The following is a 20399-nucleotide window of genomic DNA, read 5'->3' as shown; positions in this document are numbered from 1 at the left end:
CGTAGTGAGCGAGACCATCCTCAAGGACCTCCGTCGCGAGGTCCTCGCGGCCAACCTGCGCATCCCGGAGGCCGGTCTGGCCACCCTCACCTGGGGAAACGTCAGCGGAGTGGACCGAGACGCCGGCGTATTCGTCATCAAGCCGTCCGGGGTCTCCTACGCCGACCTCACCGAGGACGACTTGGTGGTGGTGGCACTGGAGGACGGGCGGGTCGTCGACGGGCACCTCAGGCCGTCCACCGACACCGAAACCCATCGGTGCCTCTACCGGGCCTTCCCCTCCATCGGCGGCGTCACCCACACACACTCGACGCACGCCGTCGCCTTCGCCCAGGCGCGCCGCCCGATCCCCGTGCTCGGCACGACACACGCCGACACCTTCAACGGGCCGGTCCCCGTGACGGCGGACCTCACCGCCGAGCAGTGCGCGCAGGATTACGAGTACAACACCGGACAGGTGATCATTGCCCGGCTCGACGGCGACCCCCGTCGGGCCGAAGAGGTCCCCGGAGCGCTCGTCTCACGACACGGTCCCTTCACCTGGGGCGCCACCGCGAAGGCAGCGCTGGAGAACGCCATCGTCTGCGAGGCCGTGGCGGAGATGGCGCTGCACACGCTGGCGCTGGGGTCCCGCCTCGGGGACGCCTCCGAACCACCGACGCATCTGCTGGAGCGGCACTTCACCCGTAAGCACGGACCGGACGCCTATTACGGCAACATCCCTCACGCCCCGGGCATCTGAGGCCGCGCACCGCCTCGGCGGCGCATGATCCGGCCGGACCGTCCGACTGTCGCGGCTCGGAAGACAGCGGGACCTCCCGCGCGTCGGTTCCACCCTGTGGACGCCAATCGCGTCCAGGACTTGCTCCGCCGACGGCCGCAGGCCCCACCTCGCGGCCGGCACGTCGGCACGCCTCTGCGCGCACGCCCACATCCCGGCGCGAGCCACGCGCCGCTCCCCCACCCGCAGGAAGAGGTACTCCCATGCGTCATATCACCGGTGCGTTAACGGCAGCGCTCATCGCGCTGCCGCTGGTGCTTGCCACCGCACCGTCCGCCCAGGCGGCCACCCCCATCCAGCTGACCAGCGGCTTCTACGTCGATCCCAACTCCAGCGCCAAGGCCTGGGTGGCCGACAACCCCGGCGACGGACGAGCCGCCGCACTCAACTCCGCCATCGCCAACACCCCCATGGCTCGCTGGTTCGGCTCCTGGAGCGGTGACATCGGCTACGTCGCCGGCTCCTACGCGGGCGCGGCGGACTACCGGGACAAGCTGCCGGTCATGGTGGCCTACAACCTCAACGGCCGCGACGCGTGCGGCGGCCACTCCGGGGGCGGGGCCGGGTCCGCGGCCGAGTACGCGAGCTGGATCGGCGCCTTCGCCGGCGCGATCGGCAGCCGCCCGGCCGTGGTCATCCTCGAACCGGACTCCCTGGGCGACTACAACTGCATGTCCCAGGCCCAGATCGACGAGCGCCAGGGCGCGTTGTCCAACGCCCTCACCCAGTTCCGCAACCAGTCGCCGAACACCTGGGCCTACCTGGACGCGGGCAACCCCGGCTGGATCGACGCCGCGACCATGGCCCGGCGCCTGCACAACGCCGGCCTCGCAAAGGCACACGGCTTCTCTCTCAACATCTCCAACTACTTCACCACCGCCCAGAACACCGCCTACGCCAATGCCCTCAACAGCGAGCTCAACGCCCGCTACGGCTACACCAAGCCGTTCGTCGTGGACACCAGCCGCAACGGCAACGGCGCCAACGGTCAGTGGTGCAACCCCGCCGGGCGGCGGATCGGCACTTCGACGCAGATCGGGGGCGGCGCCGAGATGCTCTTGTGGATCAAGGCCCCGGGCGAATCCGACGGCAACTGCGGTGTCGGCACCGGCTCCACGGCCGGACAGTTCCTACCGGAGGTCGCCTACAAGATGATCTACGGCTACTGACCCGTTCCGGCGCCGCAGACCGGGGCCCTGGCGCCGGGCCGACCCCACGCGGTCCGCCGCCAGGGCCCGCGATAGGCCGTCACCGACCTCCTCCACCGGGACTTTGAGGGCGCCAAGTCCATGGCAAAACTGGCTAGTTGGCCGGAGGCGGCTTGATTCACCGACGGCACCCCGGAGCAGGTCGAGTCCGGCGTACGCGACCTGGTACGCCGCGCCGAGCGAACCCGGACGGTTCCCGTCCTGGTGGCCTACAACATCCCGCTGCGCGACTGCTCGCACTACTGCGGCCCCGACAGCGACCCCACCGGCGCGATCACCACCGGACGCATCGCCGACCTCAAGCACGCGATCGACGCTGGAGCGGCAGCCGAACAGCGTCGTCTATCTGGACGCCGGCAATAGCCACTGACGCAGCGTCGGCGACATCGCGCAACGCCTTGGGCGGTTTCCTGAAGGAGCTCCTCCGTCCTTCAACTGAGATGGACGACGATGGAGTGGAGCCAGGATCATCCTGGCTCCACTCCATGGTGCGGGCGTGTCGCTGGAACTATGCGAAGAACCTCCAGATCTCTCCCTTGGTCCAGGTGGCGACGCCGCTCTCGTTGGGGGAGCCGTCGACCGGACCGGGTATGTGGCCTCCGTCGAACGCGGCCCATTGGACCGGGTACCCGGCACGGCAGCCCGAGTAGGTGGTCGTGATGTGCGTCCGGCTGCCCGGCGCGGGCTCGCGCGGGCTCTGGGGAGTGCAGCCGTTGTTGCTGACGAATCTGTCGCGCAGGGACCGTCCTTGCGCGATGTCGAGGACGGAGTCGCTGATGCCGTGGATTCCGAAGTAGGCGATGGGCTGGGTGCCGCCGCTGCACCCGCTGATCTGGCCGCCGGAGATGACCACCGTCGCCGCCTCGGCGGGCGCCGGATTCAGCGCGACGAGCATGCCGATCGCGAGGGTCGCCGCCACCACGGCGGCTAACCGGGACTACCAGCGATGTCTTTGTGGAGGGGCGGGGGAAGCCGCACCGTAGGCCTTCATCGACTCTCCCCTTCGCTGCGGCAGGTCAGGTGCGGGTCCAGCGTTGGTTGCTGCCGTTCGAGCAGGAGTAGAGCTGGATCAGAGTGCCGTTGGCGGTGCCGTAGGCGGTGGCGTCAAGGCAGAGGCCGGACTGGACGCCGACGATGGATCCGTCGGAGTTGAGGCGCCATTTCTGATTGTCGCCACCCCAGCAGCTGTAGATCTGGACCTTGGCGCCGTTGCCGGTGCCGGCGGCGTCCAGGCACTTGTTGCCGTAGACCCTGAGCTCGCCTCCGGCGGTGTAGGTCCACTGCTGGTTGGTGCGGTTGTTGCAGTCCCACAGGTTGAGCTGGGTGCCGTCAGTGGTGCTGGCGCCGGGCACGTCCAGGCAGCGGCCTGAACCGACGCCCTTGATCTGTCCAGAACCGGGGGTCGGAGTGGGTGTAGGGGAGGCGGCGTTGAGTGCGTTGAGGACGGAGGTGTAGGCGGGCTTTTTGCTGCCGTTGCCGTCGAACAGCAGCGGCGAGTGCTCCGGTCGCCAGGAGTCGGTGTCGCGCACACCCCAGACGGTGATGCCGAGGCAGCGCGGGACGGCCAGGCAGTCGTTGGTCACGTTGGCGTAGGTCGTGCCCGAGGCGCCCTGGATGTCGAGTTCGGTGATGGCCACATCGACGCCGAGGGCGGCGAAGCTCTGCAGGGTGGTGCGGAAGTTGCTGTTGTAGGGGCTGTCGCTGTTGAAGTGCGACTGGAAGCCCACGCAGTCGATCGGCACGCCGCGTTGCTTGAAGTCTCGGACCATGGCGTACACGGCCTGGGTTTTGGCCCAGGTCCAGTTCTCGACGTTGTAGTCGTTGTAGCAGAGCTTGGCGGCCGGATCGGCGGCGCGGGCGGTGCGGAAGGCGACCTCGATCCAGTCGTTGCCGGTGCGCTGCAGGTTGGAGTCGCGCCGGGCTCCCGAGCTGCCGTCGGCGAAGGCCTCGTTCACGACGTCCCACTGGACGACCTTGCCCTTGTAATGGGCCATCACGCCGTTGATGTGGTTGGTCATCGCCTGGCGCAGCGTGCTGCCGCTGAGGCTCTGCATCCAGCCGGGCTGCTGGGAGTGCCAGGCCAGGGTGTGGCCGCGCACCTGCTTGCCGTTCTGCACCGCCCAGTTGTAGACGCGGTCACCGGCGGTGAAGTTGAACTGGCCCCGCTGGGGTTCGGTGGCGTCGATCTTCATCTCGTTCTCGGCCGTCACCGAGTTGAACTCGCGGCCTGCGATCGTGGTGTACGCCGAGTCGTTGAGCCTGCCCGAGGCGATGGCGGTGCCGAAGTAGCGGCCGCTCTGCGCCGCCGCGCCGCCGAGTGTGCTCTCGGCGGCGTGTGAGGTCAGCGGCGCGACCAGCGCGGCGGCCGAACCGAGGACGCCGACGACCAGCGCCATACACAGACCGCCGATCTTCCGGCGGACGGTGGGTGGGGGAATGGCATTTGAGCCCATGATTGAGCCTCCAGGAGAGAAATCACGGAAGGACTAAAGCGCGGCAGAATAAATCCGCGTGAGCGACGCCCGCGTCCATTGACAAAGGACGCTCACCACCAGGGCGTAATGACCCAAGGCCGGCACCCGGCACCCGGGCAGACGGGCGACACCGCCTGGGGACTCAGTGTGGAAACCCCACCGAAACATGTCAAGAGTTTCGAAAGGGTTTCGAGAATCCTTCCCTCTAGGTATCCCAGTAGCGGCTTTTTGATTGCACAAAGGAAATCGAAAGAATTTCGATAGGGATTGCCCGAGCTGGGCTGCCAGTTCGCATCTCCGGGACGCCGATATTCGTCGCCCCGGAGCGGCCACTCCGTTGAAGCGGTGGGAGCGTGACTTCACGTGCAATCCGTACGCGGCCCGCGCAGATGGACGGTCCTCGGGACCGCCGTCGGCGTAGCGGCACTCGTCCTCGTCGCCGAGGCCTCCGGGGCCGCAGACCGACGCGGTGGTCGCGTCCGGGATGAAGGACGCGGGATGCGAATACATCAACATCGACGATGGAGCCTGTCACCCCTTGATTCGCCCTGAACCGCCAGGTCAAGGGCGAGGTCCTCGGCGGGGCAACAGGTGCGGCCTCGACCGGAATACAACTCCTCTGCGATGAGACGGAGGGCGCGGGCTCGGGCCCGGGCTCGGGCTCGGGCTAGTGTCCGGGCGGTTCTTGCCGGCTTGGGTACGTGATGTCGAACCACGTGAAGTGGGCTTGGGTGGTGGAGGAGTGGCCGTTGGAGGTGGCGTAGAGGCCGAGCTGGATGCTGGTGAACAGCGGGGTGAGGAAGGTGGCTTCGACGGTGGTCAGGTCCTGCCAGGCGCCGTCGGGTGCCGCGTGGGCGAAGGTGTGGCTGAAGCCGCGGATGCGGACCCCCAGGCGAATGGGGCCTGGGGGGACGGGAATGCCGGCCAGGACCTCGGGGCCGTGGAGGAGGCTGAGTCCTTCGGTGGTGCGGAGGAAGAGGAGGTGGGCGTCGTCGTCGAGGACTACGGCGAGGCCTGCCTGTTCGTCCGGGGTGGCGGGGGTGAAGTGCAGTTCGGTGGAGACGTCGCAGTCGGGGTGCAGTTGCGGGCGGGCCAGGAGGGACGGGGCGGTGCGCTCGCCCAGGCGTTCCGGGCGGAGGCTGAGGTGAAGACCGGCGCCCGTGATCCAGAACTTCGCGCGTGGGGTGCGGAGGGCGCTCCAGTCGGGGGAGAGGGCGGTGAACTCGTCGTGGAGGGGGCGGCGGAGGTCGGTGTGGGTGACGGGGGAGAAGACCGGCCAGCCGTCGTCCCAGGTGATCCGGGTGAGGAAGGTCTCGCGGCCGAGAGCGGAGCCCGGGCGGACGCCCAGGAGGACGGCTCGCCAGTCGCCGTACGGGGTTTGGACGAGGTCGGCGTGGCCGGTGCAGATGACCGGGCCTTTGGACGGCGGTAGCACCGGGTTCTCGGGGCCCTTGTAGGGGCCGGTCACGTGGTCGGCGCGGGCGGCGACCACGCTGTGGTCCACATCGGTGCCGCCCTCGGCGGTGAGCAGGAGATAGGTTCCGTCGATCTTGTAGAGGTGCGGAGCCTCTGACCATCGGGCGCCCGGTTGGCTGCCCGACCACAGGACGTGCTCGGGTCCCGTCAGCCGCTGTTCTCGGGGAAGGTATTCGCGCATCCAGATCTCGGTGCGGCCCGCGGCTTCGTCCACGACTCGTGCGGCGGTGAACCAGGCCCGGCCGTCGTCGTCGAAGAACAGGGACGGGTCGAAGCCCTCGCCGTCCAGCCAGTGCGGCTCCGACCACGGCCCCGCCGGGTCGGTCGCCGTGACGACGAAGTGGCCGGGGCCGTCCATCAGCGTGCAGACGAGATGGAAGACCCCGTCATGGTGCCGGATCGTCGGTGCGAACAGGCCGCGTGAGGGCTCGCATCCGTCGAGGTCGAGCTGAGACGGCCGGTCGAGCGCGGAGCCGAGGCGCCGCCAGTTCACGAGGTCGAGGCTGTGGAACACGGGAAGGCCTGGGAACCATTCGAAGCTGGACGTCACCAGGTAGTAGTCCGCTCCCACTCGGCAGACGGACGGGTCGGGCCGGAACCCGGGCAGCACGGGATCACCGAAGACGGGATCATCGAACGACGTGGTCATGGAACCGGGACAATCTCGACCGGCACGGACAGCACCCGGTCGGCCGCCGGGTGGCGTACGGGGCCCTCCAAAGTGAAGGAGCCCCGGAGCGGAAGATCGCCGCTGGACCGTCCGACGGCCACGCCGATCTCCCCGGGCTCCACTCTTCTGCGCAGGTCGAGCCCGGTGAAAGAGGTCCGGTCGGCATGGACGGAGAAGGTGATCCGGGCGGCCGCGCCCGGCTGCAGCTCGACCCTGGCGAATCCGGCGAGCCACCGCTGCGGCCGGACGACGGACGCCACGGGGTCCGAGAGGTACAGCTGGACCACCTCGGTCCCGGCAACCTCGCCGACGTTGCGTGCGGTGACCGAAACGGCGACGGCCCCGTCCGTCGCGGTGACGGGATCCACCGAGAGCTCCGAGCAGGTGAAGCTGGTCCAGCTCAGCCCGTGTCCGAAGGGGAACAGCGGGGTCGGGTCCACCGAGCTCCAGTCGGTGTGCCCGCCGAGCCTGGCGTGCAGGTAGGTGCCGGGCTGGCCGCCGACCCGGCGGGGGATGGAGACGGGCAGCCGCCCGGACGGTTCCGCGGCCCCGCTGATGATCCGGGCAAGCGCCGTCCCGCCCTCCTCGCCGGGGAAGAAGACCTGCACCACGGCCGATGCGCGCTCGGCCAGTGTGCCGAGCGCGTAAGGCCGTCCGGAGACGAGGACCAGGACGGTCGGCACCCCGGAGTCCAGAACGGCGGAGGCGAGTGCGGCCTGGTCGCCGGGCAGGTCGAGGGTGTCGGCGTCGCAGCCCTCTCCGGAGGTGCCCCGGCCGAACATGCCCGCCCGGTCCCCGAGCACCAGCACGTTCACGTCCGGATCGTCCACGGTGACCGTGAACCCGGCAGCGGTGAGCGCCTCGCCGAGCGTCGGGATCTCCAGCCCGAGGTCGCCGGCCAGCGCGACGTGGTTGGGGAAGGAATAGCAGCCGAGGAAGGACCGAGGGTCGTCGGCGTACGGCCCGCTGATCGCGACCCGGCACGGTTGCAGCGGCAGGGTGCCGTCGTTGGCGAGCAGCACGGTGGACCGTTCGGCCAGGAGCCTGGCCAGTGCCCGGTTTTCCGGCGGGTCGAGGTCGACCGGCTCGGGCTTGACGGGTTCCCAGTCGGGGTCGAGCAGGCCGAGCTCGGCCTTCTGCACCAGGACCCGTTCCGCGGCCCGGTCGATGAGCTCCTCGGGTACGCTTCCCGACCGCACGAGTTCGGTCAGCGGCTCGCCGTAGCAGCGGGCCGTGGGCAGCTCGACGTCGATTCCGGCGGTCAGTGCCAGCGCGCCGGCCGCGCCGCGCGATCCGGTGACGCCGTGCCGGGTCTCCAGGAAAGAGACGGCGTAGTAGTCGGCGACGACCACGCCGCTGAAACCGAGCTCACCCCTGAGCAGCTCGGTCAGCAGCCGTTCGTCGGCGGCGACCGGGACGCCGTCCACGTCGGTGTAACTGTTCATCACCGACCGGGCGCCTCCCTCGCGCAGTGCCCGTACGAAAGGCTCGACCAGCACGTCGGCGAACTCGCGCGGCCCCGAGGCGACGGGGGCCATGTTCCGGCCGCCGCGCGAGGCCGAGTACCCGGCGAAGTGCTTGAGCGTCGCCACGATCCCGGCGCCTTCCAAGCCCTGCACATAGGCGGTGCCGATCGCTCCGACGAGATAGGGATCCTCGCCGATGCACTCCTCGGTCCTGCCCCACCGGTAGTCGCGGACCACGTCGAGTACCGGAGCCAGCCCTTGGTGGACGCCGACCCGCCGCATCCCCGCGCCGATGGCGGCGGCCATCTGGCGCACGAGCCCGGGGTCGAAGGATGCGCCCCAGGCCGGCGGCGCGGGGAAGACCGTCGCCCCCAACGTCATGAACCCGGTCAGGCACTCCTCGTGAGCGACCGCCGGTATCCCGAACCGGCCGGATCCGCTCACCTGCTGCTGGAGCGAGGCGAGCCGCGCCATGCCGGCTTCTGCGGTGATCGGCGCGGTGCCGTACACCCGGGTGAGCTGGCCGAGCCCGTGGGCGACGATGTCGTCGAGGCCGGGCGCGGACTCGCCGGAATCGTCCTCCATCGGCGCGACCGGTGTTCCCGGATCCGAAGGCAGCGCCCAGAAGCCGGTAAGCTGACCCGCCTTCTCTTCCAGCGTCATCCGTTTCAACAGATCGGCAACTCGCACGGATACGGGCAGCAGGGGGTCACGCCAGGGCTCGGTCAAGGAGTTCTCCTAGAGACGGGGCAGGGCGGTGGAGAGCCGGACCTTGAGCTCGGTGGAGAGCTCCATCCGGGGGCTGACCAGGGGCTGGCCGTCCAGGAGCTGGAAAAGGGTGCGGGCGGCGAGCCGACCCATCTCCTCCAGCGGCTGGCGCACCGTCGTCAGCGGCGGTGACAGCCATTCGCACATCGGCAGGTCGTCGAAGCCGACCACGCTGAGGTCCTGCGGGATGCTCAGCCCGCGCTGCCGGGCGGCTTCATAGACGCCCATCGCCTGCTGGTCGCTCCCGGCGAAGACGGCGGTCGGCGGCTCGGGGAGGGCGAGCAGTTCCTGGGCGCGCTGGAACCCGCCCTCGTGCTGGAAGTCGCCGAACCGGATCAGGTCGCGGTCGACCTCGATCCCGGCCCGCTCCAGCGCGGCCCGGTACCCGTCGATGCGGGCCTGGCTGCAGAGCATCTCCTTGCGCCCGCCGATCGCGGCGATCCGGCGGTGCCCCAGCTCCAGCAGGTGCTCGGTTGCGGCGAGGCCGCCCGCCCAGTTGGTCGCGCCGATGCTCGGCACACCGTTGCCCGGCAGGTCGATCGGGTCGATGACGACCAGCGCCACCCCGGCCTGTTCGACCTGGGCGCGCTGGGCCTGGGTGACCGAGGCGGTGACGAGGATGACGCCGTCGCTGTGGTGCAGGACCGGCAGTGCGGCCCAGCTCGACGGCGTGGCCTCGCCCGGCGGGACGAGCGACACGACGGTGCCGACGCTCCGCTGGGCGCACTCGGCCTCGACGCCGCGCAGTATCTCCACCGCCCACGCGCTGTCCAGACCGCCGATGATCAAGTCGACCAGGCCCGACCTGCGGGCCCTGCCCTGCCGGCCGGGGTGCAGGTAGTTGTGGGATCGCAGCAGGCCCTCGATCCGTTCGCGCGTCGAGGGTGCGACGTCGGAGCGGCCGTTGATCACCTTGGACACGGTGGCCTGGGAGACCCCTGCCTCCGCGGCGATGACGGCCAGGGTCGGACGCTGCTCGCTCAACTTCTCTCCTCTGCGCGGACGCCTTGGGATGGCGACAGGTATCGCAAACTTTCGAAGAGTTTCCGGTCTGCCCAACCTGGTTGTCAAGCTCCAAGAGAGCTGCTGCTAAAGGAAATTCGGTAAGAAGGCTTGACCGGTGGGCCCCGCGTTTCTAGTTTGTGGCAGCACCGGATCCGAGAAGGTTACGAAATATTTTCGAGGTCGAACCGGCATCCCCCACCCCGGAGGTCCCATGGCCAGCACACCCCCGAGCCGACGAAGCTTCCTGGCGCTCTCGGGCCTGACCGCTCTGTCCGTCTCGCTGACCGCGGCCTGCGGCGGCGGGGACTCCGGCTCGGGCCCGGCGGCCGACGGCAAGGTGACCTTCGCGTGGTGGAACATCGCCACGACAGAACCGGGCAGGTCCCTCTTCCCGCAGATCTCCTCGGCGTTCATGGCCGCTCACCCGAACATCACGATCAAGACGACCTCGTTGGAGAACGAGGCGTTCAAGTCCAAGCTGACCGCCACCACCTCGTCGGGCAAGCTCCCCGACGTCTTCCAGACCTGGGGCGGCGGCGTGCTGCAGCAGCAGGTCGACGCGGGGCTGGTGGAGGACCTCACCGACGCGTTCGGCTGGTCGTCCGACCTCACCCCCGTCTCGCTGCAGGCCTATCAGTTCGAGGGCCGGACCTACGGGGTGCCCTACGACGTCGGCATGGTCGGCTTCTGGTACAACAAGAGGCTCTTCGCCAAGGCCGGGATCACCGCTCCGCCGGCCACCTGGGCCGAGCTCCTCGAAGACGTCAAGAAGCTCAAGGCGGCGGGCGTCACTCCGATCGCCCTCGCGGGCAAGGAGAAATGGCCGGGCCACTACTACTGGGCCTACCTCGTGATGCGCGTCGCAGGCCTCCCCGCGCTGCAGCAGGCCGCGACCACCAAGGACTTCACCGCCGCCGGCTTCGTCCAGGCGGGAACCCATCTCAAGGAGCTGGTCGACCTCCAGCCGTTCCAGACGGGCTTCCTCGGCGCTGGGTACGCCACCCCCGGCGGCCAGGCCGCGACCATGGGCAACGGCAAGGCCGCCATGGAGCTGATGGGGCAGTGGGGACCTTCGGTGCAGAAGGACGCGGGCGCCGATCTCGGAGCGGACCTGGGCTTCTTCCCCTTCCCGACGGTCGACGGCGGCGTCGGCCAGGTCACCGAGGTGTTCGGCGGTGGCGGCGGTTTCGCGCTGCGCAAGGGCGCGCCGAAGGAGGCGCTGGACTTCCTGAAGTTCTTCGTTCTGGAGAACGAGTCCAAGCTGCTGGCCTCCAACGGCTACCTGCCGGTGGTCAAAGGCGCGGAGAGCCAGCTCACCGACCCCAACAGGAAGGTGGTGGCCGACAGCCTGGTCAAGGCGACGGGCTTCCAGCTCTTCCTCGACCAGGCCTACCCGCCGGCGGTCGGCCAGGAGGTCAACGACAGCGTCGCCGACCTCATCGCGGGCAAGAAGACGCCCGAGCAGGTCACCAAGTCGATCACCGAGGCTGCGAAGGGTGCCTAGCTCCGTGTCCACCCTGACCAAGGAGCGGACGCAGGACGCCCTGCCGGTGCGCCCGCCCGCCCCGGCGCGGTCGCTCCTGCGCGGGTTGGGAAGCTGGGCGTCGGTCGCCTGGTTCCTCGTCCCGGCCCTGGTCCTCTTCCTCGTCTTCGTCCTCGCCCCGATCGCCGTCGCCGTCTACACCGGCTTCTTCAAGTGGGGCGGGACCGGCCCCATGGACGACTTCGTCGGCTTCGAGAACTACGCCAAGCTGTTCGACGATCAGATCTTCCTCGGCGATCTGGGGCGCGGGCTGTACCTGGTCGCCCTGTCGATCACGGTGCAGCTGCCGTTCGCGCTGTTCACCGCGGTCCTGCTCAACCAGAGGCTGCGCGGCCGGACCGTCTACCGGATGCTGTTCTTCGCGCCGTACATCCTGTCCGAGGTGGTCACGGCGGTCCTCTTCACAATGATCTTCCTTCCCGGTGCCGGCATGGCCGACCATATCGCCGGCGCGCTCGGCCTGGAGGGGCTGCAGGGCAAGTGGCTCGCCGATCCCTCGACGGTCATGCCGACCCTGTTCGTGGTCATGACCTGGAAGTACTTCGGCTTCCACATGATGCTCTTCCTCGCCGGGCTGCAGAGCATCCCGGGCGAGATCCTCGAGGCCGCCTCCATCGACGGCGCCGGCGTCTGGCAGCGCTTCCGGCACGTGACGCTGCCGCTGCTCGGCCCGACGATCCGGATCAGCGCCTTCCTTTCGATCATCGGGGCCATCCAGCTCTTCGACCTCGTCTGGGTCATGACCGCGGGCGGGCCCAACCACTCCTCCGAGACGATGGCGATCTCGATGTTCCAGTTCGGGTTCAAGCGCTACCAGGTCGGCTATGCCAGTGCGATCAGCGTGGTGTTGTTCATGATCAGCCTGGTCTTCTCCCTCTTCTACCAGCGTTACGTGCTCCGCCGTGACCTGAGCGGGGCCGTCACCTCGGGAGGTGGCCGATGAACGCCCGCAGGACGGCACGCGGCCTGTCGCTGCACGCCGTGGTCTGGCTGATCGGCGCGTTCGTCGTCGTGCCGCTGATCTACGCGGTGATCTCCGGGTTCAAGAGCACCGGCGAGCTGACGACCAACCCGTTCGGGCTGCCCGAGCACTGGAAGACCGGCAACTACACCGGCATTCTCGGCGACGGAATGTTCTGGCGGCAGATCGCCAACAGCGCGGGCATCGCGATCGGTACGACATGCTGCACGGTGGCGGCCTCCGCAATGGCGGCGTTCGTGCTGGCCCGCTACGCCTTCCGGGGCAGGGAGCTGTTCTACACGCTGTTCACGATCGGGCTGATGTTCCCGTTCGCGGTGGCCGTCCTGCCGTTGTTCCTGCTGCTGCGCAACTTCGACCTGCTCGACAACCCGCTCGGAGTGATCCTCCCGCAGGCGGCCTTCGGGCTCCCCATGACGATCATCATTCTGCGCGGCTTCTTCCGGACCATCCCGGCGGAGGTCGAAGAGGCGGCCATCGTGGACGGCTGCGGCAAGTTCCGCTTCTTCTGGAAGATCCTGCTGCCGATGGCGCGTCCGGCGCTCGGCACGGTCTCGGTGCTGGCGATCGTCGCGAGCTGGAACAACTTCTTCCTGCCGCTGCTGGTGTTCAACGACCCGAGATGGCAGACGATCCCGGTCGGCGTCCAGCAGTTCCAGGGCCAGTACTCGACCGACTACGCGCTCGTCCTCGCCTACATCGTCCTCGCCATGGTCCCCGCCCTCGCCTTCTACGCCGTCGCCGAGCGGCAGTTGATCGGCGGCCTCACCGCGGGCGCCACCAAGGGCTGACCCGTCCCGCGCGACCTCCACCCCCGAGGAGACGTTGTGAAACGCCTGACCGCATTGACGGCAATATTGTTAGCGCTAACAACGCAGGCCGTGGCCGCCCCCGCGCGCCCCGGCATCGACTTCCGCGCCGAGCTCCAGCCCATAGACGGATTCGGTTTCTCGATGGCCTTCCAGCGGGCCGACCTGCTGCACGGCGCACGCGGACTCAGCCCGGCCAAGCAGCGCCAAGTGCTCGACCTGCTGCTCAGTGAGGACAAGGGCGCGGGCCTTTCGATCCTGCGCCTGGGCATCGGGTCGTCGACCGACAGGGTCTAGGACCACATGCCGACGATCCTGCCGGCCGATCCCGGCGGACCGGACGCGACGCCGAAGTACGTCTGGGACGGCTGGGACGGCGGCCAGGTCTGGCTCGCCAAGGAGGCCAAGGCCTACGGCGTCAAACGGTTCTTCGCCGACGCCTGGAGCGCCCCGGCCTTCATGAAGACCAACGGAAGCGAGAACGACGGCGGCGAGCTCCGGCCCGAATGGCGTCAGGCCTACGCGAACTATCTCGTCCAGTACGCGAAGTTCTACCAGCGGGAAGGCATCAGGATCACCGACCTCGGATTCACCAACGAACCCGACTGGACGGCGACCTACGCCTCGATGCGGTTCACCCCACAGCAGGCCGTCGACTTCCTCAAGGTGCTCGGGCCGACCGTTCGCGCGTCCGGATTGAAGACCGGGGTGGTCTGCTGCGACGCCGCGGGCTGGGACCGGCAGGTCGCCTACACCGAGGCCATCGAGTCGGACCCCGCGGCCGGCAAGGCCGTGCAGACCATCACCGGCCACCGCTACAGCGGTCCGACCACGGTCCCCCAGCCGACCGACAAGCGCGTGTGGATGTCGGAATGGTCACCGGACGGCACCACCTGGAACGAGAACTGGGACGACGGCAGCGGCTACGACGGTCTCACCGTCGCGGCCGACATCCAGAACACCCTGACCGTCGGCAACGCCAATGCCTACGTCTACTGGACCGGCGCGTCCCTCGGCTCGACCCGAGGGCTCATCCAGCTCGCCAACCCCGGTGACGATTACCGGGTGTCCAAGCGGTACTGGGCGCTGGCCGCCTTCAGCCGGTTCATCCGCCCCGGCGCCGTCCGCGTGCCGGTCACGAACGCCGACCCGGCACTGCAGCTCACGGCCTTCCGCAACACCGACGGCAGCCGCGTGATCGAAATCCTCAACACCGCGACCACCGAAAGCTCCGCCGAATTCTCCCTTCGCGGCGGGCATGACCGGCACCCCGACGGCTACGTCACCGACGAGACCCGCTCGATCACCCCGGCCGACATCGTCTCCACGCATGGCGCGACCCTCACGGCCACCCTCGCCCCGCGCGCGCTGACCACGATCGTCCTCGACTGAACCGCCCATCACCCGAGGAGTAGCCCGCCATGTCCATGCCCATGTCCCGGATTCTCGCCGCCCTGTCCGCCGCCATCTGCCTCTCGGCCGGTCTCGCCGCCGCGCCCGCAGCCGCCGAGCCCGGTCCCAGGACCCTCGGGGAACTGGCCGAGAAGCACCACAAGTACTTCGGCTCGGCCACCGACAACCCCGAGTTCGCGGATGCCGCCTATCTGAAGGTCCTCGGCAGCGAATTCGGGCAGACCACCCCCGGCAACGCCATGAAGTGGTACGCCACCGAGCCCGAGCGCGGCGTCTTCGACTTCACCGCCGCCGACGAGGTCGTCGCGTTCGCCGAGGCCCACCACCAGAAGGTCCGCGGCCACACCCTCATCTGGCACAACCAGCTCCCCGCCTGGCTCACCGAGGGCACCTGGACCGCCGACGAGCTGCGCGCCATCCTCAAGAACCACATACAGACGGTGGTCCGGCACTTCAAGGGCCAGGTGATCCACTGGGACGTCGTCAACGAGGCCTTCAACGAAGACGGCACCTACCGCGAGACGCTCTTCTACAAGACGCTCGGCCCCGGCTACATCGCCGACGCCCTGCGCTGGGCCCACGAGGCCGACCGGCACGCCAAGCTGTACCTCAACGACTACAACGTCGACGGGATCGGCCCCAAGAGCGACGCCTACCACACCCTGATCAAGCAGTTGAAGGCCGACGACGTCCCGGTGGAGGGCTTCGGCATTCAGGGCCATCTGGCGCTCCAGTACGGCTTCCCCGCCGACGTCCAGCAGAACATGCAGCGCTTCGCCGACCTCGGGGTCGAGGTCGCAGTCACCGAGCTCGACATCCGGATGACCCTCCCCGCGACCCCGGAGCAGCTCGCCACCCAGGCCACCTGGTACGCCGACTACGTCAAGGCCTGCCTGGCGGTCAGGAAATGCGTCGGCATCACCATCTGGGACTACACGGACAAGTACTCGTGGATCCCCTCCGTCTTCCCCGGCGAGGGCGCAGCGCTGCCCTACGACGAGAACCTGCTGCCCAAGCCCGCCTATCACTCGATCAAGGAGGTGCTGGGCGGATGATAAGAACGGCGATCGTCGGAACGGGCGGGATCGCGGGCATCTGCCACGTTCCCGCCCTCCGGGCGCAGGCGCACCGGGCCGTGATCGTGGCAGCCGTCGACGTGGACGCCGCGCGCGCCGAGGCGTTCGCGGCCGCACACGGCATTCCCGCGGTCTACACCGACCTGCACACGATGCTCGAGGAGCAGAGGCCGGACCTCGTGCACCTGTGCACGCCTCCGTTCCTGCACGCCGACCAGGCCGTGGCCTGCCTGGAGTCGGAGGCGTGGGTGTGGTGTGAGAAGCCGGTGGCGCTGTCGCTGGCCGAGCTCGACCGGATCCGTACCGCCGAGGGGCCCGCCGTTGCGGGCGCGGTGTTCCAGCACCGGTACGGCTCGGGGGCCCGGTACCTGCGCGACCGGATCGCGGCCGGGACGCTGGGCCGTCCGCTGGTCGCGCAGTGCGTCACGGCGTGGTACCGCGACGACGCCTACTACGAGGTGCCCTGGCGCGGCACATGGGAGAGCGAGGGCGGTGGCCCGACGCTGGGCCACGGCATCCACCAGATGGACCTGATGCTCGCAGTACTCGGCGAATGGGCCGAGGTACGCGCGATGGCCGGCCGCCTCGAGCGCGATGTCCAGACCGAGGACGTGTCCGCGGCCCTGGTCCGGTTCGACAACGGAGCCATAGCGACGGTCGTCAACAGTGTCCTGTCCCCACGCGAGGAGAGCTACCTGCGGTTCGATCTCACCGACGCCACGGTCGAGCTGCGGCATCTGTACGGCTACTCCAACGCGGACTGGACGTTCACCACCGGGTCGTCCGGCGTGAAGTGGGAGCCGCCGGACGACCTGCCCAGCTCGCACACCGCCCAGCTCGCGGCCTTCCTGGACGGCTACGAGGCGGGGATCCGGCCCGGCCTCGGCAGGCCCACCATGGAACTGGTCACCGCCCTGTACAAGGCCGCGATCACCGGCCTGCCGGTCCGGCGCGGAGAGATCGACGCAGCCGACCCGTTCTACGGCTCACTCAACGGAGGGCGCCCGGAGGTATTCCGATGACGTTCGAACTCCTCGAGAACGAGGACGCGCTGACCGTCCGGGCTCGCGACGTCGACCTCTTCCGGTACGTGCACCGGCCGGTCATGGCCCCCTTCGAGGCACCGAAGCCCTACCTGCATCCGGTGCGCACGCTCGCCGGCGACGTGGTCACCGGGTACCGGCCGCACGACCACCGCTGGCACAAGGGCATCCAGATCACGGCGTCGTGGGTGTCGGGGCAGAACTTCTGGGGCGGCGGCACCTACCTGCGCGGCCAGGGCTACGTGGACCTGCCGAACCTCGGCACGATGCGCAGCCTCACCGTGTCCGCCGCGACGGGCCACGGCCGCGCCGTGATCACCGAGGACCTGGCCTGGCACACGATGGCGGGGGAGCACTGGATCGACGAGCGCCGCACGCTGACCGCACGCGACGTCGAGGCCGACTCCTGGACCCTGGACGTCACCACCGCACTGACCAACGTCCTCGACACCGAGCTGATGTTCGGCAGCCCCGGCACACAGGGCAGAAAGCTCGCCGGATACTCGGGTCTGTTCTGGCGCGGCCCGCGCGACTTCACCGGCGGCGGCGTGATCGGCCCCGCGATGGGCGAGCAGGGCGACTGGCTGGCCTTCATCGGCACGCACGACGAGGTCGACCGCTCCTCCACACTCCTGTTCCTGGATGATCCCGACGCCCCTTGCCACTGGTTCGTCCGCAGTGAGCCCATCCCCGCCGTCAACCCCTCTCTGGCATTCGACAAGGAGCTGCCCCTGGCCCCGGGAGACACCCTGTCGCGCCGCTACCGAATCGTCGTGGCCGACGGCGCATGGACCCCCAGGCGACTGTCCCGCCATATCGCGGAACACCCGTGGTGACCCCGCTCCCCGGCGGCGTGGGGATCTCCGGGCTGACCGTGTACGACTGGGAGGCCGCCGACGGGCTGTGCGGCGGCACACCCCACATGCACCTCGTCTGCTCCGAAGCCTACGTCGTCACCGGCGGCGCGGGCAGCGTCCAGACGCTCACCACCTCCGGCTTCGCCGACACCCCACTGCACCCCGGCGACGTCGTCTGGTTCACCCCCGGCACGATCCACCGCCTCGTCAACGACGGCGGGTTGCGCCTCGTGGTGCTCATGCAGAACAGCGGACTCCCGGAGGCAGGCGACGCCGTCTTCACCTTCCCTGCCCCTGTGCTGGCCGATACCGACGCCTACCAGGCGGCGGCCGCCCTGACCGGCGACCAGGCCGCGGCAGCGCGCCGCCGCCGCGACCTGGCACTCGAGGGTTTCCTGGCTTTGCGCAAAGGCGGGCTAGAGGAGTTCCACACCGCAGCCCACCGCCTGAAGAGTGAGCTCCTGGACGCTTGGTGGATCCGCTGGCGTGACGGCCCCCTGGCCGCAGCCGTCACGACCGGCCGTCAGCTGGAACGGCTGAAGGCCGGCGACCTCTCTCACCTCGGCCACGGCGAAGTGCTCCGGCTGGAGCGCCCGGAGCACCAACTCTTCGGCATGTGCGGACGCCTTCACACCTATCCCGTCCCCGACCCCCCAACGCGACCGCCCTGCGGTTCGTCGGGGTCACCTCACCCCCACCCCCCAAAGGAGCTCTTCTGATGTGGCTTCGCCAACCATCCCCGGTCCACCTGAGACGACGCCTGCTCGCCGTCCTCGCGCCCATGCTGCTCCTGGCCGCTTTCCTTAGTGTCCAGCCCGCCGGCGCGGCGCCGATCATCGACACCAACGCCTCGTACGTGCTGGTCAACCGCACCAGCGGCAAGGCCCTGGACGTTTACAACCTGGCGACCAACGACGGCGCCCGCATCACCCAGTGGACCAGGAACGATCAGAACCAGCAGCAGTGGCAGTTCGTCGACTCCGGCGGCGGTTACTACCGCATCAAGTCCCGCCACTCCGGCAAGGTGCTGGACGTCTCCAACCGGTCCACCGCCAACGGCGGCTCGATCGTCCAGTGGGCCGACTTGAACGGCACCAACCAGCAGTGGCGTCTGGCCGACAGCTCGGACGGCTACGTGAGGTTCATCGCGCGCCACAGCAACAAGGCCCTCGAAGTACAAGGCGGCTCCACCGCCGACAACGCGAACATCGTCCAGTACGACGACTGGGGCGGCAACAACCAGCAGTGGCAGCTTGTCAAGGTCGGCGGCGGCAACCCCGGCCCGTGCGGTCTTCCGTCGACATACCGCTGGACCTCGACGGGCGCGCTGGCGCAGCCCAAGGCTGGGTGGGCCTCGCTCAAGGACTTCACCGTCGCCCCCTACAACGGCAAGCAGCTCGTCTATGCGACGACGCATGGCGCGGGACCGGGAACGGGCTGGGGTTCGATGAACTTCGGCCTGTTCACCAACTGGCCGGAGATGGCCTCGGCCAGCCAGAACACGATGTCGAACTCCGTTGTCGCGCCCACGCTCTTCTACTTCGCGCCGAAGAACATCTGGGTACTCGCCTACCAGTGGGGAGGTGGGAGCGCCTTCTCCTACCGGACGTCGAGCGACCCCGCCAACCCCAACGGCTGGTCGTCACAGCAGGTGCTCTTCTCCGGAAGCATCACCGGCTCCGGAACAGGACCCATCGACCAGACGCTCATCGGTGACGGCACGAACATGTACCTGTTCTTCGCCGGTGACAACGGCAAGATCTACCGGGCCAGCATGCCGATCGGGAACTTCCCGGGCAGTTTCGGCTCGGCGTACACAACGGTCATGAGCGATACGACGAACAACCTGTTCGAAGCCCCGCAGGTCTATAAGCTCCAGGGCCAGGACCGCTACCTCATGATCGTCGAGGCTATCGGTTCGCAGGGCCGCTACTTCCGCTCGTTCACGGCCACCAGTCTGGACGGCTCATGGACACCCCAGGCCGCGACCGAGAGCAACCCCTTCGCCGGCAAGGCCAACAGCGGCGCCACCTGGACCAACGACATCAGCCATGGCGAACTGATCCGCACCAGCGCCGATCAGACCTTTACCGTCGATCCCTGCAACCTTCAGTTCCTCTACCAGGGACGCGACCCCAACTCCGGCGGCGATTACGGCCAATGGCCCTACCGGCCAGGTCTGCTGACACTGCAGCGCTAACGACGTGACACGGGTCCGGCTCAGGAGTGGAGCCGGCGTGGCGGGCTCGGCGGAAGACCGAGCCCGCCCGGGTCACGCGAAGACGCCAGCGCTCACACGGCGACAGAGCGCGGGGCGCCCTGCCTCCCTCACACGCGTGATGTGTCGTCAGGTAGGTCAGCATCTGGTCAGCATCGTTCCCCGAACATTCCGAAGTGGCTGCCCGATTCGACGCCTGTTCGGCGGCGCCACAAAAGCCTGGCTCGCACGAAGGTGCAGGCAAGGAGCCTTCTCGCCAGCAGGAATCGATGTTCCTTTTGATCTTCGATCCGACGCGTGTCAGTGTAAAGTGAGACCGCCCCTGACCTGCAGAAAGCCGGCAGGGAGCTGTCTTCTGGGAGTTCAAAATGCTGCGCACCATGTTCAAGTCCCACATGGTGCATCCCGACGTTTTCGCAGGTCAGCGTGGCGCTCTCGGGGTTCAGGTCAGCAACTAGTCAGCATCGGTCCCGATCATGTCCCGCCGAACTCGGAGATGGCGGTTAGGGGAAGCCGGCGGCCGCCCCCCACAGGAGACTTGGATCTTGAGTTGCCGCTTACAACAGGTTCTTGGTCGCCCGGTGGTACACGCGCGGCAGGCGCACTCAGCCGG

17 protein-coding genes and 1 pseudogene are annotated in these 20399 nt (G+C 68.7%); 13 read left to right on the top strand and 5 right to left on the bottom strand.

All coding sequences use genetic code 11. The features are described from left to right. Positions 1-4 precede the first annotated feature (4 nt). The 3 genes from araD to AB0447_RS05510 all read left to right on the top strand — a co-directional run bounded on the left by araD (position 5) and on the right by AB0447_RS05510 (position 2352). Positions 5-742: an L-ribulose-5-phosphate 4-epimerase AraD gene (araD, locus tag AB0447_RS05520; protein WP_366475163.1), complete on the top strand. Its 738-nt coding sequence runs from the start codon at positions 5-7 to the stop codon at positions 740-742. A 242-nt stretch (positions 743-984) separates the two neighbouring features. Beyond that, entirely contained in the window at positions 985-1950 is a 966-nt protein-coding gene (locus AB0447_RS05515; RefSeq protein ID WP_366475162.1) for a glycoside hydrolase family 6 protein, read from the top strand. 243 nt (positions 1951-2193) lie between these two features. Next, entirely contained in the window at positions 2194-2352 is a 159-nt protein-coding gene (locus AB0447_RS05510) for a hypothetical protein (RefSeq protein ID WP_366475161.1), read from the top strand. 145 nt (positions 2353-2497) lie between these two features. Here AB0447_RS05510 and AB0447_RS05505 read toward each other — a convergent pair. The 5 genes and pseudogenes from AB0447_RS05505 to AB0447_RS05485 form a co-directional block, all read right to left on the bottom strand. Next, positions 2498-2839, bottom strand: a pseudogene (locus AB0447_RS05505) (glycosyl hydrolase); the annotation flags it as partial. A gap of 166 nt (positions 2840-3005) precedes the next feature. Next, positions 3006-4442 carry an endo-1,4-beta-xylanase gene (locus tag AB0447_RS05500; protein ID WP_366475160.1) on the bottom strand — a complete coding sequence of 479 codons (1437 nt, stop codon included), beginning with the start codon at positions 4440-4442 and terminating at the stop codon, positions 3006-3008. A gap of 688 nt (positions 4443-5130) precedes the next feature. Beyond that, positions 5131-6588 carry a glycoside hydrolase family 43 protein gene (locus AB0447_RS05495; RefSeq protein ID WP_366475159.1) on the bottom strand — a complete coding sequence of 486 codons (1458 nt, stop codon included), beginning with the start codon at positions 6586-6588 and terminating at the stop codon, positions 5131-5133. After that, positions 6585-8804 carry a glycoside hydrolase family 3 N-terminal domain-containing protein gene (locus tag AB0447_RS05490; protein ID WP_366475158.1) on the bottom strand — a complete coding sequence of 740 codons (2220 nt, stop codon included), beginning with the start codon at positions 8802-8804 and terminating at the stop codon, positions 6585-6587. The genes AB0447_RS05495 and AB0447_RS05490 overlap by 4 nt, the downstream gene beginning before the upstream one ends. Before the next feature lie 9 nt (positions 8805-8813). Further along, positions 8814-9827: a LacI family DNA-binding transcriptional regulator gene (locus tag AB0447_RS05485; protein ID WP_366475157.1), complete on the bottom strand. Its 1014-nt coding sequence runs from the start codon at positions 9825-9827 to the stop codon at positions 8814-8816. Positions 9828-10059: 232 nt separating this feature from the next. Here AB0447_RS05485 and AB0447_RS05480 point away from each other — a divergent pair, with 232 nt between their 5' ends. The 10 genes from AB0447_RS05480 to AB0447_RS05435 all read left to right on the top strand — a co-directional run bounded on the left by AB0447_RS05480 (position 10060) and on the right by AB0447_RS05435 (position 19768). Next, positions 10060-11352: an extracellular solute-binding protein gene (locus AB0447_RS05480; protein WP_366475156.1), complete on the top strand. Its 1293-nt coding sequence runs from the start codon at positions 10060-10062 to the stop codon at positions 11350-11352. A 76-nt stretch (positions 11353-11428) separates the two neighbouring features. After that, positions 11429-12334, top strand: coding sequence for a sugar ABC transporter permease (locus tag AB0447_RS05475; RefSeq protein WP_366475334.1), 906 nt, complete (start codon positions 11429-11431; stop codon positions 12332-12334). Further along, positions 12331-13161 (top strand): carbohydrate ABC transporter permease, encoded by an 831-nt coding sequence (locus AB0447_RS05470; protein ID WP_366475155.1) that lies wholly within the window; start codon positions 12331-12333, stop codon positions 13159-13161. Before AB0447_RS05475 ends, AB0447_RS05470 begins: the two co-directional genes overlap by 4 nt. A gap of 36 nt (positions 13162-13197) precedes the next feature. Continuing rightward, positions 13198-13476, top strand: coding sequence for a hypothetical protein (locus AB0447_RS05465; RefSeq protein WP_366475154.1), 279 nt, complete (start codon positions 13198-13200; stop codon positions 13474-13476). A 6-nt stretch (positions 13477-13482) separates the two neighbouring features. Next, positions 13483-14571: a glycoside hydrolase gene (locus tag AB0447_RS05460; protein WP_366475153.1), complete on the top strand. Its 1089-nt coding sequence runs from the start codon at positions 13483-13485 to the stop codon at positions 14569-14571. Positions 14572-14606: 35 nt separating this feature from the next. Beyond that, the gene (locus tag AB0447_RS05455) at positions 14607-15647 is read left to right on the top strand and encodes an endo-1,4-beta-xylanase (RefSeq protein WP_366475333.1); all 1041 of its coding nucleotides are present in this window, start codon (positions 14607-14609) and stop codon (positions 15645-15647) included. Then, the gene (locus AB0447_RS05450) at positions 15644-16690 is read left to right on the top strand and encodes a Gfo/Idh/MocA family oxidoreductase (protein WP_366475152.1); all 1047 of its coding nucleotides are present in this window, start codon (positions 15644-15646) and stop codon (positions 16688-16690) included. The genes AB0447_RS05455 and AB0447_RS05450 overlap by 4 nt, the downstream gene beginning before the upstream one ends. After that, the gene (locus AB0447_RS05445; protein ID WP_366475151.1) at positions 16687-17547 is read left to right on the top strand and encodes a PmoA family protein; all 861 of its coding nucleotides are present in this window, start codon (positions 16687-16689) and stop codon (positions 17545-17547) included. Before AB0447_RS05450 ends, AB0447_RS05445 begins: the two co-directional genes overlap by 4 nt. Further along, positions 17544-18287, top strand: a complete 744-nt coding sequence (locus AB0447_RS05440; RefSeq protein WP_366475332.1) for a cupin domain-containing protein — start codon at positions 17544-17546, stop codon at positions 18285-18287. The genes AB0447_RS05445 and AB0447_RS05440 overlap by 4 nt, the downstream gene beginning before the upstream one ends. Then, positions 18287-19768: a non-reducing end alpha-L-arabinofuranosidase family hydrolase gene (locus AB0447_RS05435; protein WP_366475150.1), complete on the top strand. Its 1482-nt coding sequence runs from the start codon at positions 18287-18289 to the stop codon at positions 19766-19768. Before AB0447_RS05440 ends, AB0447_RS05435 begins: the two co-directional genes overlap by 1 nt. The last annotated feature ends 631 nt before the right edge of the window (positions 19769-20399 follow it).

Origin of the sequence: Streptomyces sp. NPDC051211 (assembly GCF_040689505.1) — a bacterium.
Lineage (GTDB): Bacteria > Actinomycetota > Actinomycetes > Streptomycetales > Streptomycetaceae > Streptomyces.
Note: the sequence above shows the minus strand (reverse complement) of the source record. Positions and strands in the feature narration are given on the sequence as shown.

Bases quoted from the DNA above. Each gene is read 5' to 3' on its own strand.
- AB0447_RS05515 (WP_366475162.1), top strand. From the start codon at position 985: ATGCGTCATATCACCGGTGCGTTAACGGCAGCGCTCATCGCGCTGCCG.
- AB0447_RS05500 (WP_366475160.1), bottom strand. From the start codon at position 4,442: ATGGGCTCAAATGCCATTCCCCCACCCACCGTCCGCCGGAAGATCGGC.
- AB0447_RS05495 (WP_366475159.1), bottom strand. From the start codon at position 6,588: ATGACCACGTCGTTCGATGATCCCGTCTTCGGTGATCCCGTGCTGCCC.
- AB0447_RS05480 (WP_366475156.1), top strand. From the start codon at position 10,060: ATGGCCAGCACACCCCCGAGCCGACGAAGCTTCCTGGCGCTCTCGGGC.
- AB0447_RS05470 (WP_366475155.1), top strand. From the start codon at position 12,331: ATGAACGCCCGCAGGACGGCACGCGGCCTGTCGCTGCACGCCGTGGTC.
- AB0447_RS05460 (WP_366475153.1), top strand. From the start codon at position 13,483: ATGCCGACGATCCTGCCGGCCGATCCCGGCGGACCGGACGCGACGCCG.
- AB0447_RS05455 (WP_366475333.1), top strand. From the start codon at position 14,607: ATGCCCATGTCCCGGATTCTCGCCGCCCTGTCCGCCGCCATCTGCCTC.
- AB0447_RS05450 (WP_366475152.1), top strand. From the start codon at position 15,644: ATGATAAGAACGGCGATCGTCGGAACGGGCGGGATCGCGGGCATCTGC.
- AB0447_RS05445 (WP_366475151.1), top strand. From the start codon at position 16,687: ATGACGTTCGAACTCCTCGAGAACGAGGACGCGCTGACCGTCCGGGCT.
- AB0447_RS05435 (WP_366475150.1), top strand. From the start codon at position 18,287: ATGTGGCTTCGCCAACCATCCCCGGTCCACCTGAGACGACGCCTGCTC.